Source organism: Salinibacterium sp. VpJ6 (assembly GCF_059767345.1).
Window position 1 is genome coordinate 109,708 of record NZ_JBSOQL010000004.1, and the last position, 14,364, is coordinate 124,071.

18 protein-coding genes are annotated in these 14,364 nt (G+C 62.8%); 10 read left to right on the plus strand and 8 right to left on the minus strand.

Annotated features, from left to right (window positions below; genetic code table 11):
- Positions 1–30: 30 nt before the first annotated feature.
- From ACWTV1_RS12490 to ACWTV1_RS12505, 4 genes are all read left to right on the plus strand, one after another.
- Entirely contained in the window at positions 31–1,437 is a 1,407-nt protein-coding gene (locus ACWTV1_RS12490; RefSeq protein WP_498505574.1) for a purine-cytosine permease family protein, read from the plus strand.
- Positions 1,438–1,471: 34 nt separating this feature from the next.
- On the plus strand, positions 1,472–2,110 hold the full coding sequence (locus ACWTV1_RS12495) for a cyclase family protein (RefSeq protein WP_498505575.1): 639 nt from the start codon (positions 1,472–1,474) through the stop codon (positions 2,108–2,110).
- Between the two features lie 37 nt (positions 2,111–2,147).
- Positions 2,148–3,107: a DNA/RNA non-specific endonuclease gene (locus ACWTV1_RS12500; RefSeq protein ID WP_498505576.1), complete on the plus strand. Its 960-nt coding sequence runs from the start codon at positions 2,148–2,150 to the stop codon at positions 3,105–3,107.
- An 86-nt stretch (positions 3,108–3,193) separates the two neighbouring features.
- Positions 3,194–3,904, plus strand: a complete 711-nt coding sequence (locus ACWTV1_RS12505) for a GNAT family N-acetyltransferase (protein ID WP_498505577.1) — start codon at positions 3,194–3,196, stop codon at positions 3,902–3,904.
- An 83-nt stretch (positions 3,905–3,987) separates the two neighbouring features.
- Here the strand turns inward: ACWTV1_RS12505 and ACWTV1_RS12510 are convergent, their stop codons facing one another.
- Complete coding sequence (locus ACWTV1_RS12510) at positions 3,988–5,004, minus strand: epimerase (RefSeq protein ID WP_498505578.1); 1,017 nt, start codon at positions 5,002–5,004, stop codon at positions 3,988–3,990.
- Positions 5,005–5,057: 53 nt separating this feature from the next.
- The gene (locus ACWTV1_RS12515; protein WP_498505579.1) at positions 5,058–5,633 is read right to left on the minus strand and encodes a TetR/AcrR family transcriptional regulator; all 576 of its coding nucleotides are present in this window, start codon (positions 5,631–5,633) and stop codon (positions 5,058–5,060) included.
- A gap of 71 nt (positions 5,634–5,704) precedes the next feature.
- On the opposite strand from ACWTV1_RS12515, the gene ACWTV1_RS12520 reads away from it, so the two are divergent.
- The 4 genes from ACWTV1_RS12520 to ACWTV1_RS12535 all read left to right on the plus strand — a co-directional run bounded on the left by ACWTV1_RS12520 (position 5,705) and on the right by ACWTV1_RS12535 (position 8,179).
- On the plus strand, positions 5,705–6,406 hold the full coding sequence (locus ACWTV1_RS12520; RefSeq protein WP_498505580.1) for an alcohol dehydrogenase catalytic domain-containing protein: 702 nt from the start codon (positions 5,705–5,707) through the stop codon (positions 6,404–6,406).
- Positions 6,312–6,725, plus strand: a complete 414-nt coding sequence (locus ACWTV1_RS12525) for a zinc-binding dehydrogenase (RefSeq protein WP_498505657.1) — start codon at positions 6,312–6,314, stop codon at positions 6,723–6,725. The genes ACWTV1_RS12520 and ACWTV1_RS12525 overlap by 95 nt, the downstream gene beginning before the upstream one ends.
- Before the next feature lie 108 nt (positions 6,726–6,833).
- Positions 6,834–7,604, plus strand: a complete 771-nt coding sequence (locus tag ACWTV1_RS12530) for a gamma-glutamyl-gamma-aminobutyrate hydrolase family protein (RefSeq protein WP_498505581.1) — start codon at positions 6,834–6,836, stop codon at positions 7,602–7,604.
- A gap of 116 nt (positions 7,605–7,720) precedes the next feature.
- Positions 7,721–8,179, plus strand: a complete 459-nt coding sequence (locus ACWTV1_RS12535) for a hypothetical protein (RefSeq protein ID WP_498505582.1) — start codon at positions 7,721–7,723, stop codon at positions 8,177–8,179.
- A 12-nt stretch (positions 8,180–8,191) separates the two neighbouring features.
- Here ACWTV1_RS12535 and ald read toward each other — a convergent pair whose 3' ends face one another.
- Positions 8,192–9,280, minus strand: a complete 1,089-nt coding sequence (gene ald, locus ACWTV1_RS12540; RefSeq protein WP_498505583.1) for an alanine dehydrogenase — start codon at positions 9,278–9,280, stop codon at positions 8,192–8,194.
- A 155-nt stretch (positions 9,281–9,435) separates the two neighbouring features.
- Here ald and ACWTV1_RS12545 point away from each other — a divergent pair, with 155 nt between their 5' ends.
- Complete coding sequence (locus ACWTV1_RS12545; RefSeq protein WP_100389443.1) at positions 9,436–9,906, plus strand: Lrp/AsnC family transcriptional regulator; 471 nt, start codon at positions 9,436–9,438, stop codon at positions 9,904–9,906.
- Here ACWTV1_RS12545 and ACWTV1_RS12550 read toward each other — a convergent pair.
- Positions 9,903–10,385 (minus strand): GNAT family N-acetyltransferase, encoded by a 483-nt coding sequence (locus ACWTV1_RS12550; protein ID WP_498505584.1) that lies wholly within the window; start codon positions 10,383–10,385, stop codon positions 9,903–9,905. The genes ACWTV1_RS12545 and ACWTV1_RS12550 overlap by 4 nt on opposite strands.
- Positions 10,386–10,580: 195 nt before the next feature.
- On the opposite strand from ACWTV1_RS12550, the gene ACWTV1_RS12555 reads away from it, so the two are divergent.
- Positions 10,581–11,054, plus strand: a complete 474-nt coding sequence (locus ACWTV1_RS12555) for an SRPBCC family protein (protein ID WP_498505585.1) — start codon at positions 10,581–10,583, stop codon at positions 11,052–11,054.
- 74 nt (positions 11,055–11,128) lie between these two features.
- Here ACWTV1_RS12555 and ACWTV1_RS12560 read toward each other — a convergent pair whose 3' ends face one another.
- The 4 genes from ACWTV1_RS12560 to ACWTV1_RS12575 form a co-directional block, all read right to left on the minus strand.
- Positions 11,129–11,827, minus strand: a complete 699-nt coding sequence (locus ACWTV1_RS12560; protein WP_498505586.1) for a response regulator — start codon at positions 11,825–11,827, stop codon at positions 11,129–11,131.
- On the minus strand, positions 11,824–12,801 hold the full coding sequence (locus tag ACWTV1_RS12565; RefSeq protein WP_498505587.1) for a sensor histidine kinase: 978 nt from the start codon (positions 12,799–12,801) through the stop codon (positions 11,824–11,826). Before ACWTV1_RS12565 ends, ACWTV1_RS12560 begins: the two co-directional genes overlap by 4 nt.
- Before the next feature lie 442 nt (positions 12,802–13,243).
- Positions 13,244–13,648, minus strand: coding sequence for a DUF1801 domain-containing protein (locus tag ACWTV1_RS12570; RefSeq protein WP_498505588.1), 405 nt, complete (start codon positions 13,646–13,648; stop codon positions 13,244–13,246).
- Positions 13,645–14,313, minus strand: coding sequence for a DNA alkylation repair protein (locus ACWTV1_RS12575; RefSeq protein ID WP_498505589.1), 669 nt, complete (start codon positions 14,311–14,313; stop codon positions 13,645–13,647). The genes ACWTV1_RS12570 and ACWTV1_RS12575 overlap by 4 nt, the downstream gene beginning before the upstream one ends.
- Between the last annotated feature and the right edge of the window lie 51 nt (positions 14,314–14,364).

A 14,364-nucleotide genomic window follows, 5' to 3' on the forward strand; every position in this document is an offset into this window, starting at 1 on the left:
AAACCGCACCCTACTGAGGAGACTGCAGCAATGTCGCTCTATTCCCGTCTAAGCAAACACACCCAAGATCAGTCCGATGGCGGCAAGCCCGTCAAGGGCACCTACTCACTGCTGCGTATCGGAATGATCTGGCTCGCCGCCAACCTCGTCGTCACGACGCTGCTCACGGGAACTCTCTTCGTTCCTGGCGTCGACTTCGCGACCGCGTTCCTCATGATCGTGCTGGGAACCCTCGGCGGAGCCATCGTGCTCACCGCCATCGGCGCTATCGGAACCCGCACCGGGCTACCGACCATGGCCATTACTCGTGGCGCGTTCGGAACGCGCGGCAGCCTGCTGCCCGTCACCGCCAACGTGATCGTGCTTATGGGTTGGAGCTGGGTGCAGGCGATGCTGGCCGGCGTCACCGTCAACTTCTTGGTGGAGAACGCGACGGGGTACTCGAACCCCATCCTGTTCTCCGTGCTCTGCCAAAGCATCGTCGTGATCCTCGCGATCCTGGGGCACGAAGGCATTTCCAAGATTGAGCCGTGGTTCGCGGTGCTCATCCTCGGCATCATCGCGTGGGTCTTCATTACCGCGTTCACCGCATTCGACCTCAACGACTTCCAGGCCGTCGCTCCCGACGAGAGCCTCGGCTTCACGCCGATCATTGTGCTCGACATCGTGATCGCCACCGCCATCTCGTGGACGGTGCTGTCGGCCGACTTCAACCGCTTCGCTCGCACCACCAAGGCTGGCGTGATCGGCTCGGGCATCGGCTACACCGTCTCGACCGTTGTCGCGATGACGCTCGGTCTCACCGCTTTCGTCTACGTGGTTCTCAAGGGCGACGAAGCGGCCGCGTTCGACCCCACCACGATTGTCGGTGCCTTCGGTGCACCGCTCGCCATCATCATCTTCCTCTCGGTAATGGCCACGAACACGATGGTTGTCTACGGAATGGTGACTTCGGTCGTCAACGCCAAGGTCAACAGCAAGGCGAAATTCTTGCCGACCGCGCTCATCCTGGGTGGCATCTCGATCATCGGCTCGACGTGGCTGCAGTTGCTCAACCAGTTCACCGACTTCCTTGTCGTCATCGGTGCGTTCTTCGTTCCGGTGTTCGCGATCATGATTGTCGATTACTACATCGTGAAGCGCGGCGCCTACACGAAGGACATCCTCGAAGCCCGCGGCGGTCGCTACTGGTACAAGGCCGGCATCAACTGGTTTGCTGTCGCCATCTGGGTCATCGGTGCCGTCATGTCGTACGTCTGGGCCTACGTGTGGCCGCTGCCGATCGGTGCCACGATCCCCGCGTTCGTTCTCACCTTCGTGCTTTATCTTGCAGTCATGCTTCCTGAACGAAAGCGTCACGAAGCCGTTCGCAGCCAGCACCTTGCCGACACTACGGATGCCGATGCTGCGGACGCCACCGCCAGCACCGTCGCCTAACTCGGACTAAGCCTCACCAGGAATCAGGTACCCCATGCGCGAATTGAGCCACCCCATCACCAGTGGAATGCAGGTTTACCCCGGTGACCCTGCGGTCTCAATCGAAAGCGCACTCAGCGTGGAGCAGGATGGCGTCGACGTCAGCCTGCTCCACCTGGGATCACACACGGGCACCCACCTCGATGCCCCTTCGCACACCGTCGCAGGTGGCCGCACGACCGCAGCCATCAGTCTCGACGAACTTGTGGGCGATGCGCTTGTCGTGCACCTCGCCGAGCAAAGCGCTCACGCGAACTATGGCCTCGCCGAGATCACGGCAGCATTGGGTGAGATTCCCGCCGCCGTGCCCGCGATCGTCATCATCAACACCGGTTGGGCTCAGCACTTCGGCTCCGACGAAGCCTTGAACCATCCTGCACTAGCTCCGGATGCCGCGGCTGAGCTCTGGAGTCGTGGCATGCGATTGCTCGCCGTCGACACTCTCAGCCCCGACCCCACCGGCGAAGGCTCCACCGATTTTCCTGTTCACGAAATTGTCTTGGGAAACGACGGCCTGATCGTCGAGAACATCACTGGGCTTGAAGGGCTGCCTGAGCGAGTGCGCATTGGCTTCTTCCCGTTGGCGATCGATGCCGATGGTGCCCCCGTGCGCGCGGTCGTTCTCGACGACTAGCGCCTCAATTGTCAGGCGCGACTGCTTCACTACCCTCATGGATGACGCAGCGTTCGACACTGACGGGTACGACACTGGCGGGTACGACACTGGCGGGTACGACTCAGACTTTCTCGGCGTAGCTGTTCCGTTCCCTTCGCCGGCGGCTGTGGTTGCGGCTGCGGCTGCTGTACCGAATCGCGAACTCGCGTACACCCACTTCTCGGTGAGCTTGAATCCGTCCCGCGGGCTCGCCACCGCAACCGGTGTGAACATCGATGGTGCCCAGCTGGTGAACGTTGGTCGCGGCAATGACTGGCACCTTGATCCGCGCATCCCGGAACACGAACAAACCGGCGAAGCGGTGTACGCCCGCAACGACCTCGATCGCGGGCACCTCGTGCGCCGCCGCGACCCGGTGTGGGGCGATGGGGCGACGGCGGCTCGCGCCAACTACGACACCTTTGCCTTTACAAACGCCGCACCGCAGGCCGCTGGATTCAACCAATCGAAGGAACTGTGGTTGGGGCTCGAAGATCACGTGCTGGAGTACGCGCGAGCGAACCGGAACCGCATCAGCGTCTTCACCGCACCCGTGCTGGGCGACGACGATCCGCTCTATCGGGGCGTCGGCATCCCGCAACTGTTCTGGAAAATCGCGGCGTGGGCAACGGCGAGCGACACTGACCAAGCTGATGACACTGACGAAGCCGACGAAGCGAGTGACGCCCGTGTTGAGCTTCGAGCCGCCGGGTTCCTCCTCGACCAACGACCGCAACTCTCCGACATTGACCTCGACGAGGCCCGCGCTCTGGCTCTCGCCAACGACGCTCCCCCGCCGCTCGGCCCCTTTCGCACCTTCCAAGTGCCCATCGCGGATATCGCCAAGGTCACTGGGCTCGATCTCGGCGCCCTCATCGGCGCGGATGCTCGCACTCCCGTCGAGCCTGCAACCGATGCAGCGCGGCCCCAGGCTCGTTGGGTCGAATTACTCAACCCCGCCGCGATTCGTCTGTAGCGCCGGTTCAGAGTGCTATTTGCTAGTCTGCGACTCTGCCACTGGGGCAGTGCTGCAGTCTGGCTACGGCATCCGAGAGGGTTCGAATGTATTCACCGATTGTGTTCGATTACTGGTTGCCGACCTACGAGCGCGAGCCCGCGTTTGACGCCCTGTATGTGGTGCGGGTCGCTGATTCGCTGCCCACCAACACCGCCGTAACTCTGCTGGATGTAGCCGAAGGGCCAAGCATCGTCAGCCTCGTGACGTCGTTCGCGGAACGTCTCGACTTCACCGATGGGCAACGGATTACGAGCGACCAGCTGCGCTCCGAACTCGACGCCGCCGGGGTCGCCCTCAATGGCACCGACCGACTCTTTTACCTCCCGCGGCACGCCCAAGAGACGCTGCGCGCCGAAGTCACCCCGGAGTCAACGCGCCCACTGACCGAAGCGGATGCCGCAGCGTTCGAACAGTTCACGGCGGCGATCCCCGAGCAAGAACTCGACGAAGCGTTCGTCGAGCTCGATCACTGGCTTGTGTATGGAACCTTTGCGGATGATCGGCTCGTCGCCGCCTCGAGCATGTACCCGTGGCGCGGCTCGCAACTGGCCGATCTCGGCATCATCACCCTGCCCGAGTACCGAGGTCAAGGATTCGCGACCCGGACCGTCCGCGCCATCAGCGCACGTGCTCTCGCGGACGGCTACGAACCGCAGTACCGCTGCCAACTCGGCAATGATGGGTCGTCGGCGGTGGCGTTCGCTGCCGGCTTCACCCTGTTCGGCCAGTGGGATGTTGTGCCGCTCAACGACTGAGCTGCTCAGCGACTACTAGACTCGACGGCTGTGATGCTTAACAACTAAGCGTCCGTGCTCGTGCGAAGCAGCAAGGCTGCGCGCTAGCGGCCGGAGACGTCGGCGATGGCGTCAGCGAGATCCGGATGCTCGAACGTGAAGCCCGCCTCGGTGAGAGTTCCGGGCACGACCCAGCGGCTCTTGAGGATGAGTTCGGGTTCGGTTCTGAGCACCCCCATGGCGGGCTCGAGCATCCATCGCCAGGCGGGCAAGCCAAACGGTGCACCGACCGCTGAGCGCAGGATGCCCATGAGCGTGCGGTTGTCGGAGGGGAGGGGGCTCGCGAGGTTGACGGGCCCGGCAATCGTGTCGGTGTCGCGCAGGAATCGGATCGCGCTGACCACATCGTCGAGGTGAATCCAGCTGAACTTCTGGCGTCCGCCGGTCTTGTGCCCTTCGGCGCGACCGCTGCCCGTGGGCGTCGGCCCGATGCCGCGGTAGCGGTTGTGGCCGAACCACCAACCGTCGATTTGAGGGCCGCCGAGTCCGATGCGCGCAAGGCGCAGCAGCAGGTTGGTGGCCGGGCCATCGCCGAGCACGATCGCCATGCGGAGGGCAACGCGGCGCGTGTGCGGCAGGTCGCCCTCGAAGAATTCGTTCTCCCAGTTGCGGGCAACATCCACCGAAAATCCTTTGCCGAGTTCGCCGTTGTCGTCGCTATTGGGGCGGTCGGTCGAGTGACGGTAGATCGTGGCGGTTGAGGCGTTCATCCAGATTGCGGGCGGGGCGGATGCCGCGGCGACCGCCTCGCGCAGTGCCCGGGTCGTCTCCACTCGCGAGCGCAGAATCTCGTTGCGGTTTTTGACCGTATAGCGGCAGTTCACGGATTTGCCGGCGAGGTTTATGACGATCGCCGAGCCATCGATGAGCCGGGCAATAGCGGCGGGGTCGTCCCACGTGACGGTGGCGCTGCGGCCGATAAACCGCACGTCGTAGCCGTCTTCACGGAAAGCATCGGCGATCGCTGGCCCGACGAAGCCGCTGGCTCCGGCGATCACCGCGATGGGCTGTGCTGCCGGCGCTTCTGTCGCTGATTGTGCCGCTGCCGGTTCCGCTGCCATGACGCCCCCATCAGACTGAAGTTTTCTCAGGCAAGTCTATCGAGGTGCTGAGCCTAGGAGTGCGCTGGTGCCGCAGCCCGAACGAGTTCTCGAGCCAGCTCGATGCTCGCCGAGAGGGTGTCGAGCGAGAGCTGTTGCGTGACGAGGGCGCCCTCGTGCAGCACCAAGAGTTGAGTGGAGAGCGTGTCGGGAGCCGTGCATCCGGCGGCCGTCGCTAGCTCGCGGAACAGGTCGATCAGCCACTGCTTTTGTTTCGTGGCGACGACGTGAGCGGGATGGTTCGGGTCGGGCAGTTCGGCAAGGGCGTTGATGAAGGCGCAACCGCGCGGGTTGTTCTGGTTCCAGGTGCGCTGGGCTTCGAGAGGGGCGAGCACTGCCTCGATCGGTGACGCGGCGGCGGCGATGGTTTCGCGAACCAGCAATTGCCAGCGCTGTTCGCGCTCCGCGAGATACGCGACCACGAGCTGATCTTTGGAACCGAACTGGTTGTAGAGGGTGCGCTTGGTCACGCCCGAGTGCTCGGCGATGAGGTCGACACCGACCGCTGTAATTCCGCGGCCGTAAAAGAGGTCGCCGGCGGCATCCAAGATGCGGTGCCCTGCGGCCGTCATCGGTTTCGTCTCCGCCATTCGACACTCCTTTACCGATCGGTGTACTGTGGGGTTGGTTCACCGATCAGTATACCCACGAGGAGACACCCATGGACGTTCCCACCACCATGCGCGCCGTACAGCTCACCCAGCACGGAGGGCCCGAGGTTCTGCGCGTGACCGAGGCAGCAACTCCCACTCCCGGCGCTGGCGAAGTGCTCGTGAAGGTGAGCGCCGCGACCCTCAACAACACCGATCTCTGGACTCGCGAAGGCGAATACGGACTGCCGGGCCCGCGCGCCGGCTGGCGTGGGCCGCTCGATTTTCCGCGCATCCAAGGAGCGGATGTTGCTGGCCACGTCGTCGCTCTTGGCGAAGGCGTCGACGCGAGCATCCTTGGTTCTCGCGTGGTCATCGACCCCGCCATCTACGACGTGGACGAACCCGACGCGAACATCACCGGGCTCATGGGCAGTGAACGCGATGGCGGCTACGCCGAATACGTGCTCGCACCGGCCAACCGCATCCACGACGTGACCGAGTCACCCCTCAGCGATGACCAGCTCGCCGCCCTGCCCATCTCCTACGGCACCGCGCTCGACATGATCGAACGCGGCCGGTTGCAGTCGGGCGAGACAGTGTTGGTGTCGGGAGCATCCGGTGGCGTTGGCGCGTGCCCGTGGTGCCCGCGTGATCGCCATCAGCAGTGGCCCCAAGATTCAGGCGGTGTTGGATGCCGGTGCCGATGTCGTTGTCGACCGCGCGACCGACGTGCCCGAGCAAGTGCGCGCAGCCGCCCCCAATGGCATTGATGTCGTTCTCGATGTTGTCGCCGGAGCCCTCGTTCACGACGGACTCCCCCTGTTGCGCAAGGCCGGCCGCTGGGTAGTTGCCGGAGCCCTCGGCGGCCACACGATCGGCTTCGATGTGCGCGACCTCTACCTGCACAACCTGCAACTCATCGGCTCCACGATGCACACGCCCGAGCACTTCGAGTTGCTCATGGGCATGGCGCGACGGGGCGAAATCACACCCCTCGTCGCCGCGACGTTCCCGCTCGCGCAGGCTGCCGAAGCCCAGGAAGAGCTTGCTCGTCGGGCGCACGTCGGCAAGATTGTTCTGCACCCTTGAGCTGACGCGCAGATCAACTTCGTGTTCCTGCCCCGGCAGACGATCCCGCGTCATTTAGGCTGAAACCAGCGGTCTGAGCGACCGAACGCTGGCAAGAGGATTCCGCCCATGACCACCACCCCTGAGTACGTTCCCACCATCGTGTTGTCGAAGGCTTCGGCAGGCGGCGCTCACGAGAAGCCCGAGCTGACCGCGCTCATTCATGGGCTCGAAGCATCTATGAAATCGGCGATCGAGGCCACCGGTGCTCGCGTGATTAGCGTCGATGGTTTCACTGATGCGGACGTGGATGCCGCGCTCAGCCAGGCAGACGGCGTCGTGCTGCTCGGCGGCGGCGATGTTGACCCCGATGAGTATGGGGCAACGGAGCGGCATCCGAAGCTTTACAACATCGACCGCACCACCGACCGCGTCGACATCGAGCTCGTGAACCAGGCCACTGAACGTCGCCTGCCGCTGCTCGCCATCTGCCGCGGGATGCACATCGTGAATGTTGCGCGCGGTGGAACCCTCATCCAGCACCTCGAGCCGAGCGGTGTCGTGCACAGCGGCGGCGGAGTCGACGCGATGGTCGACCACGACGTGACGCTCGAGCCCGCTTCGCAACTCTCGGCGCTGTATGGCGACGGCACGATGACGATTCGTTCCGGTCATCACCAAGCGGTCGATGTTGTGGGCGCCGGACTCACCGCCACGGGTCGCGCGGCGGACGGCGTGGTTGAAGCGGTGGAAAGTACCGACCCCACTTCTCCTTTGATTGCTGTGCAGTGGCATCCCGAAGACGACAATGCGAGCGAACGCGACCGCGAACTGCTCTTCGGCTGGCTCACGACGCAGGCGCGAGAGTTTCACGCGCGCCAAAGCGAAGTAGCCATTTAGCGCTCAGCCGCCAACTCGTCGCGGGAGCCTCGCGCAGATCGCCTATCGCCTATCGCCTATGGCCTCAAAGCTGAAGCATCCTTGCGATTGGATGCACGGGGTGCGACGCTGAGAGCATGCGGAAACCAGCTCTCGCCCTTCTTGCCGCCGGCGCTGCGCTGGTCCTCACGGGCTGCACCGCGTCCGCGAACCCCGAGCTTGCGCCTAGCAGCGCGACGTCAGCCGAATTCCCCGATCGGGTGGACGAGGACACCACCGCCCGATACTCCGACCTCACCCTTGTCAGTGAAGGGATCGAAGAAGCCGGCGATGATCTCATCTATTCCGGTCGAGACCGTGAAGACAATGTGTGCGTGATCGTCGCGGCTCCGCCCAGTGGAGGCGGAGATGGCGACGACTGGTTTCTCTCATCCGGCTGCGGCCCAGCCGCAATCTTCGCCGAGAATGGCGCGATGGTCTCGTACAGTGGCACGGGTGGCCGAAGCGGCGGAGCTCACTTGCTCCCGCCTGGCTTCGACCAACCTCTCGAAGCCGGCTGGGTGCGCGTGAGTCCGCAGCTAGCGGTCAGAGACTAGCGAAAACCACTACTAGCGAACCGCCATTGCGGCGCGAACACCCTCGTTGACGATTTCGCCACCGGCGACGTTCAAGCCGCGAGCAAGTGCAGGCGAAGCGGCGGCGGCAGCATCCCAGCCGTGATTCGCGATGGCGACAACGAACGGCAGCGTGGCATTGCTGAGCGCGCGGGTCGAGGTGCGAGGAACAGCACCGGGCATGTTCGCAACGCAGTAGTAGAGCGAGTTGTGAACGGTGAAAGTGGGGTCGTCGTAGGTCGTGGCGTGGGAGCCTTCGAAGCATCCGCCCTGGTCGATCGCGATGTCGACGAGCACAGAGCCGGGCTTCATCGAGGCAACCATCTCGTCAGTGACGAGCTTGGGAGCTGCGGCACCGGGGATCAGCACCGAACCAATCACGAGGTCGGCCTCGAGAAGCTGCTCCGCAATTTCGTAGCGCGTTGAAACGCGGGTCTGAACCTCGCCGTTGAAGCGCACTTCGAGCGCACGAAGACGCGGAAGCGAGATGTCGATGATCGTGACGTCAGCGCCCAAGCCGAGCGCATTAGCCGCAGCGTGCTCACCAGCAACGCCGCCACCGATAACAACGACCTTGGCCTTGGGGGTTCCAGCGACTCCGCCGAGAAGTTGACCACTGCCGCCCTCAGCCTTGAGCAGAGCGTGGGCACCCGCGACGATCGAGAGTCGACCAGCGACCTCACTCATCGGGGCGAGAAGAGGAAGCGAGCGGTCATCGCCCTGAACAGTTTCGTAAGCGATCGCGGTGGTTCCCGAAGCGACGAGGGCTTCGGTCAGCGCGCGGTCGGCAGCGAGGTGCAAGTAGGTGAAAAGAACGAGATCTTTGCGAAAGTAGCCGTACTCCGAAGCGATCGGCTCTTTGACCTTCACAACGAGGTCAGCGGATGCCCATACCTCGTCAGCGTCGTCGACAATCTGTGCACCTGCTGCCGCGTACAGCTCATCGGTGAAGCCACTACCGAGACCGGCACCAGACTGAATGGTGACAGCGTGCCCGCCAGCCACCAAGGTGTCGACTCCCGCCGGGGTTATCGCGACACGATTTTCGTTGTTTTTGATTTCAGCAGGCACAGAAATGCGCATCGACTTACCTTTCGCAGCGGAGTGGAGTTGCTCAACCCTGTCAGAAATTCTGCCTTTTGTGGAAAAGTCAGAATTTTGATCGGAAATTAGTGTGCTGCAGCCTGAATCCATGCCAAAATTGCGCTTAATCCGCTTTCCAACCGAAGGATCTTCGTATGGCTGACGAGCTAGACCCGATCGACACCAAGATCCTCACCCTTCTCTCGCGGGACGCCCGGATGAGCAACGCGGCTATCGCGAGCACCGTCGGCATTGCGGCATCCACCGCTCACACTCGAATCAAGTCACTCTTCGACCGCGGTCTCATCACCGGCTACCACGCCGCGCTCAACCAAGCGAAGCTCGGGCGCGGGCTGCAAGCGATCATCGGAGTCTCGCTGCGCCCGGGTGCCCGCCAAGAGAGCATCCAAGCCTTCACGGAAGAAATCCGTCGGCTGCCCGAAGTGATTCAGCTGTTCTTCGTGGGTGGCGGTGACGACTTTCTCGTGCACATTGCGGTCGAAAACTCCTCAAAGGTTCGGCTATTCGTGGTCGACCACTTGTCGGCCCGCCACAGCGTTGCCTCGACCAACACGAGCATGATCTTTGAGTACCACCGCAACGCGGTTGCTACCGACTTTGCCTAGAAAACGTCGAAGCGCGGGGTCGTGAGCGGCCAGCCGCGTTCAATCCATGCCGGCGCGAATTCGTCGAGCGCGGCTTCGAGCTCGGTGCCAACGTACTCGTCCCGCACCCACCAGGAGATGTCAGCATCCGCTGCCTCGTCCTCGCTGGGATCGATGTACACACAGCCGATGAGTTCGGTCTCGTCCGCGTCGAAGAGCGCGAAGTTAAACGACTCGTTGGTCGCCATCTCGTCGGCATGCCGCTGCAGATCGGCGCGATCCTGCTCGGCAGTCATCGACGCCGGCGGCCAACCCCAGGCCTCGCCATAGATCGACCACAGTCGTTCCTGCGAACCCATTACGGCATCCATATCGAGCTCGGTATCGGAGGCGCGGATCGGGCGAAGGTGGTGTCCAGTCGGCAAAGCGACGTGGGTCGGATGCTGCCACTTCACTGGCAGCCACGGCACAAGTGATCGTGGTTCGGTTGGCTCAGCCACAATCAGCACCTTCCCCGATATGTACACGCGAGAGTTGATGGCACGATTTTAGCGCCGCCCGACGAATCTGAGATTCTGACATTCTGGGAATCTCTCGAGAGCGACCTGTGCGGCCACTGAAATCCCAGGCACCTCGGGGACCCAATTTTCTAGGGTGGCGGAGTTAGCTATCCACTTTCGATAGGAGGATTAGAAATGGGAACCGTAAAGAAAGACATTCAGGTCGATGTCCCAATTAGCGTCGCCTACAACCAGTGGACGCAGTTCGAAGACTTCCCCGCCTTCATGTCTGGCGTGAAGGCGATCACACAACTCGATGACCGCAAACTGCATTGGAATGTAGCCGTCGGTGGTGTCGAACGCGAATTCGACGCCGAGATTGTCGAGCAGACCCCCGACGAACGCATCGCTTGGAACAGTACGGGCGAGAAAGTGCACGCCGGTGTGGTGACGTTCCATCGCTTGAGCGACGACACCACCAGGGTCACCCTGCAAATGGATTGGATGCCCGAAGGGTTCGTCGAGAAGGCTGGCGAAATTCTCCAGATCGATGACCTTCAGATCGCACGAGACCTCGCCGAGTTCAAGCGGCTCATTGAGTCCAACGGTTTCGAATCCGGGCAGTGGCGCGGAGAAGTCGCGCGCGCCGAGGACGCAACGGGACGCTAGCGGGACGCAATCGCACGCTTCGGAGTTGTCACCGCTCCGACCCGAGCTTAGATTGCTGCGCTCAGGCCAAGGCCTCAGCGCAGCAATCCATTCTCGTAGGCGTGCGCCACAATCTGCACACGCGAGGTGAGCGACAGCTTCGCCAGAATGTTGCGAATGTGGCTCTTCACTGTCGTCTCCCCGATGTACGCCGTTTGCGCTATTTCCGCGTTGCTCAACCCTCGCGCGGTCAGCAAAAACACCTCCTTCTCACGCACCGAGAGCACGTCGATTGCCTCGGCGGCGCGTTCGGCATCAGGAGTCGAGGCCTGCGCTCTGATTAGATCTACCGTGTCGCTCGCGGCGATCACCGACTGCCCGGCGTGCACTGCCCGAATGGCTGCAAGGGTGAACTCTGGAGTGGCATCCTTCACCAGAAACCCTTCGGCGCCAGCCTGAATCGCGCGAACCACCGCCCGATCACGCTGGAAGGTTGTCAGCATGATGATCTTCGGGCCCTGTCGGGGTGCCGACCCTTTTCTCGCTTCACCTTCTTCCGCGGCCTCGCCGAGCGCGTTCATGATGCGCGACGTCGCCTCGATGCCGTCGAGGAGCGGCATCCGAATGTCCATTAACAGAACGTCTGGGTCGACCTCGCGGGCCAAAGTGACGGCCGCTTCGCCGTCGTGGGCGGCACCCACGAACGTGAGGTTGTCCTGTGACTCAATCAGCATCTGGATGCCCGAGCAGAACAACTGGTGATCGTCAGCTATCGCAACACGAATGGGGCTCATTGAGCGGCCACCTCGTCTGCGACCAGCGTCTTCTCGTAGCGTTCCCGGTCACCCGGGTTCTCCTCGCTGGTTGAGGGAATGAACGCGGTAACGAGATAGACGTCGCTCTCATCGGCAGCACCCGTCGTGAGCCACCCGCCCGCTAACCGTGCACGCTCGCGCATTCCGTACAGACCCCGAGTCGTGCGCGGAGCAGCCTCCGCGACCGAATCGTCGACCGCCGGAGCGCCTGTCGAAGAAACACTCAACGCCAAACCCGGCCCGCGCCAGTCCAGGGTGATGCGTGCCGCTGGTTCCCGCCCGGCATGCTTCAGAGCATTGGTCAGAGCTTCTTGAACGATTCTGTACACGGCGAGCTGTTGGCCAGGCGTGAGCGGTCGCGGGTACCCGAAACTCTCGATCGTGGCAGCAAGCCCTGCTCCGCGCATCCGCTCAACCAGCTCATCGAGATTCTCGATCGTCGGGTTCGAATGGCCCTCTGGCTCAGACACCAGCGACTCGATAAGAATGCGCACCTCCGAGAGCGACGAGCGCGCTGAACCCGCGATCCGCTCCAATGACCCTCCCATTGCATCGGGCCGCTGGGGGCCGATAAATCGAGCGCCGTCGGCCTGAGCGATGATCACCGCGAGCGAGTGCGCCATGATGTCGTGCACGTCCTGTGCGATACGGTCCCGCTCTCGAGACACGATGAGATCGATCTCGGCAGAGTGGAGCTCCTCGACGGTCGCACCGAACTTGGCATCCGTTTCGTGAAGCTGCTGCGAAGAGCGAAGCCCGAATGCGACGGCCCACGTGCCGATTGCACACACGAGGCTTGCCGCGAGCGCGAGAAAGAAGGTCTGGTGAACGGGGAGGCTGGCGAGAAAGCGAGAACCAACCCAAGCTGGCCACCCCGCGCCGTCAGACAAGAGCGGCACCCCCGTGAGTAGCGCGCACATCACGGCGTACGACAGCATTATGGGAAGCGCCACAAGACGGATTCGCTTGTGCGCACTAGAACTCACGATGAAACACGCGATCACAATGCCGAAGTAGACAGCCCACGTTGTCTCCCCATACCGAGCCGGCGCAAAAGCCAGCTGAAACAGCAGCACGGCCCCCGGGAGCAAGATCGCGATGTGGGGATAGGCGCGCGCCAAGCCGATAGCTGCGGAAATGACGGCGAGAGTGAACGGTTATGCGGGCCAGGGGGCACCAATAGTGCGCCCAGTTTCCGCGAGGATCCACAGCACGTAGAAAACGACGGCGATGGTCGGCTCGAGCAGCCAGCGATACTTACGAAGAGTAATGAGCATGCGGCAATGCTAGGTGCGTGACTCAGAGAGAACCTCATGAATTGACGGAGATCATCCCGATGGAGGAGAAAGACCGCCTCTAGGGCGGAGGGTGCGCGTGAGTCACGAGCGTTGGCCGCTAGTCGCGTCGCAAGTGGTAGGTCAGCGCCTGCCGCACGCACTCGCGCAACGCCTCGACCGGGACCTTGTCGCCAACGTTGAACAGCACCGCGCGCTCGCCCTCGTAGGCAAACGTGTCGCCGAACTGGGCCCGAAAGTCGTTCACCAGATTCGTGCTGCAGATAAAGAACATCGCGTAGTCGTGTGCCGACTTCGCGTTCGTCGGAGCGATGCGAATCGTGCTACCGCTGCGCGTCTGGCTCGTGAGGTAGGCCGGCTCGCCCCACTTGAGGGTTTCGGTGATCGCACCAACCCCCTCGGTCTCAGATGCCGTGCTGAGGATCAACTCGCGAAGCGTGAGCAGTTCGGTGCGTATCGCCTCCGGGTAGTCAGCGAAGGTCGCTACGACCTCGGGCGGCATCATGGTTTCTCCTGACGGCGCACCATCTCCGCAATCCACAGCGGCGCGTAGGGCGAGGTGCATCCCGGCGAGGTCGGGTAGTCCTTCAACACCTCGAGTCGTTCGCCGATCTCGAGTGCCCGCTCCCGAAGCTCCGCGTGCTCGATGCCGATATAGGCGAGCGTGTTGTTCATCTCCCACTGCAGTCGATCCGGGGCATCCTTCATCTCGGTCTCGACGACATCGAGCAAACTAGGCAGGTCGAGCCCGTCAGCGTTCTTGCGCACCCGCTCGGCCGTCAGCACCCAACCGGCACTGCGCACGCCGGCATCCGGGTCCGCCGTCCAGACCGCGCGCAATTCTTCGGCGTGCGGGCTCTTCTTGACGACATAGTTGATCAACCAGTCGCGCACCTTTGATGCTCGTGCCTGCCGCACCATGGCATCCAGTTCGTCCCGAGTGAATTCTTTGGGCTTGCAGATCAGCAGGGCTACGAGTTGCGCGGGAGTCTCGTCTGTTGCCCACAATTCCACGGCGAGTGGATGCTGCGTCTTGAGCCGCTTGGCGATGGCCCGCAGCTTGCTCAGGTTCACCCCGTGGTCGTCGCCATGCCGTTCGTTCACGGCGCGAACCTTGGGGTCCTCGAGCGAAGCCAACTCGGCCAATACTTCTTCTGCTGCAGCGCTCATCACCCCTCCGACGCTACTCCCCCACAGCGCCGCGGGCGAGCGATTGCCTTT

What these genes read in the sequence shown, in the direction of transcription:
- ACWTV1_RS12510 (WP_498505578.1), bottom strand. Translation starts at nt 5,004, where the DNA reads ATGGCAGCGGAACCGGCAGCGGCACAATCAGCGACAGAAGCGCCGGCA.
- ACWTV1_RS12515 (WP_498505579.1), bottom strand. Translation starts at nt 5,633, where the DNA reads ATGGCGGAGACGAAACCGATGACGGCCGCAGGGCACCGCATCTTGGAT.
- ACWTV1_RS12560 (WP_498505586.1), bottom strand. Translation starts at nt 11,827, where the DNA reads ATGAGCCCCATTCGTGTTGCGATAGCTGACGATCACCAGTTGTTCTGC.
- ACWTV1_RS12490 (WP_498505574.1), top strand. Translation starts at nt 31, where the DNA reads ATGTCGCTCTATTCCCGTCTAAGCAAACACACCCAAGATCAGTCCGAT.
- ald (WP_498505583.1), bottom strand. Translation starts at nt 9,280, where the DNA reads ATGCGCATTTCTGTGCCTGCTGAAATCAAAAACAACGAAAATCGTGTC.
- ACWTV1_RS12520 (WP_498505580.1), top strand. Translation starts at nt 5,705, where the DNA reads ATGGACGTTCCCACCACCATGCGCGCCGTACAGCTCACCCAGCACGGA.
- ACWTV1_RS12495 (WP_498505575.1), top strand. Translation starts at nt 1,472, where the DNA reads ATGCGCGAATTGAGCCACCCCATCACCAGTGGAATGCAGGTTTACCCC.
- ACWTV1_RS12545 (WP_100389443.1), top strand. Translation starts at nt 9,436, where the DNA reads ATGGCTGACGAGCTAGACCCGATCGACACCAAGATCCTCACCCTTCTC.
- ACWTV1_RS12575 (WP_498505589.1), bottom strand. Translation starts at nt 14,313, where the DNA reads ATGAGCGCTGCAGCAGAAGAAGTATTGGCCGAGTTGGCTTCGCTCGAG.
- ACWTV1_RS12555 (WP_498505585.1), top strand. Translation starts at nt 10,581, where the DNA reads ATGGGAACCGTAAAGAAAGACATTCAGGTCGATGTCCCAATTAGCGTC.
- ACWTV1_RS12570 (WP_498505588.1), bottom strand. Translation starts at nt 13,648, where the DNA reads ATGATGCCGCCCGAGGTCGTAGCGACCTTCGCTGACTACCCGGAGGCG.
- ACWTV1_RS12535 (WP_498505582.1), top strand. Translation starts at nt 7,721, where the DNA reads ATGCGGAAACCAGCTCTCGCCCTTCTTGCCGCCGGCGCTGCGCTGGTC.
- ACWTV1_RS12530 (WP_498505581.1), top strand. Translation starts at nt 6,834, where the DNA reads ATGACCACCACCCCTGAGTACGTTCCCACCATCGTGTTGTCGAAGGCT.
- ACWTV1_RS12500 (WP_498505576.1), top strand. Translation starts at nt 2,148, where the DNA reads ATGGATGACGCAGCGTTCGACACTGACGGGTACGACACTGGCGGGTAC.
- ACWTV1_RS12505 (WP_498505577.1), top strand. Translation starts at nt 3,194, where the DNA reads ATGTATTCACCGATTGTGTTCGATTACTGGTTGCCGACCTACGAGCGC.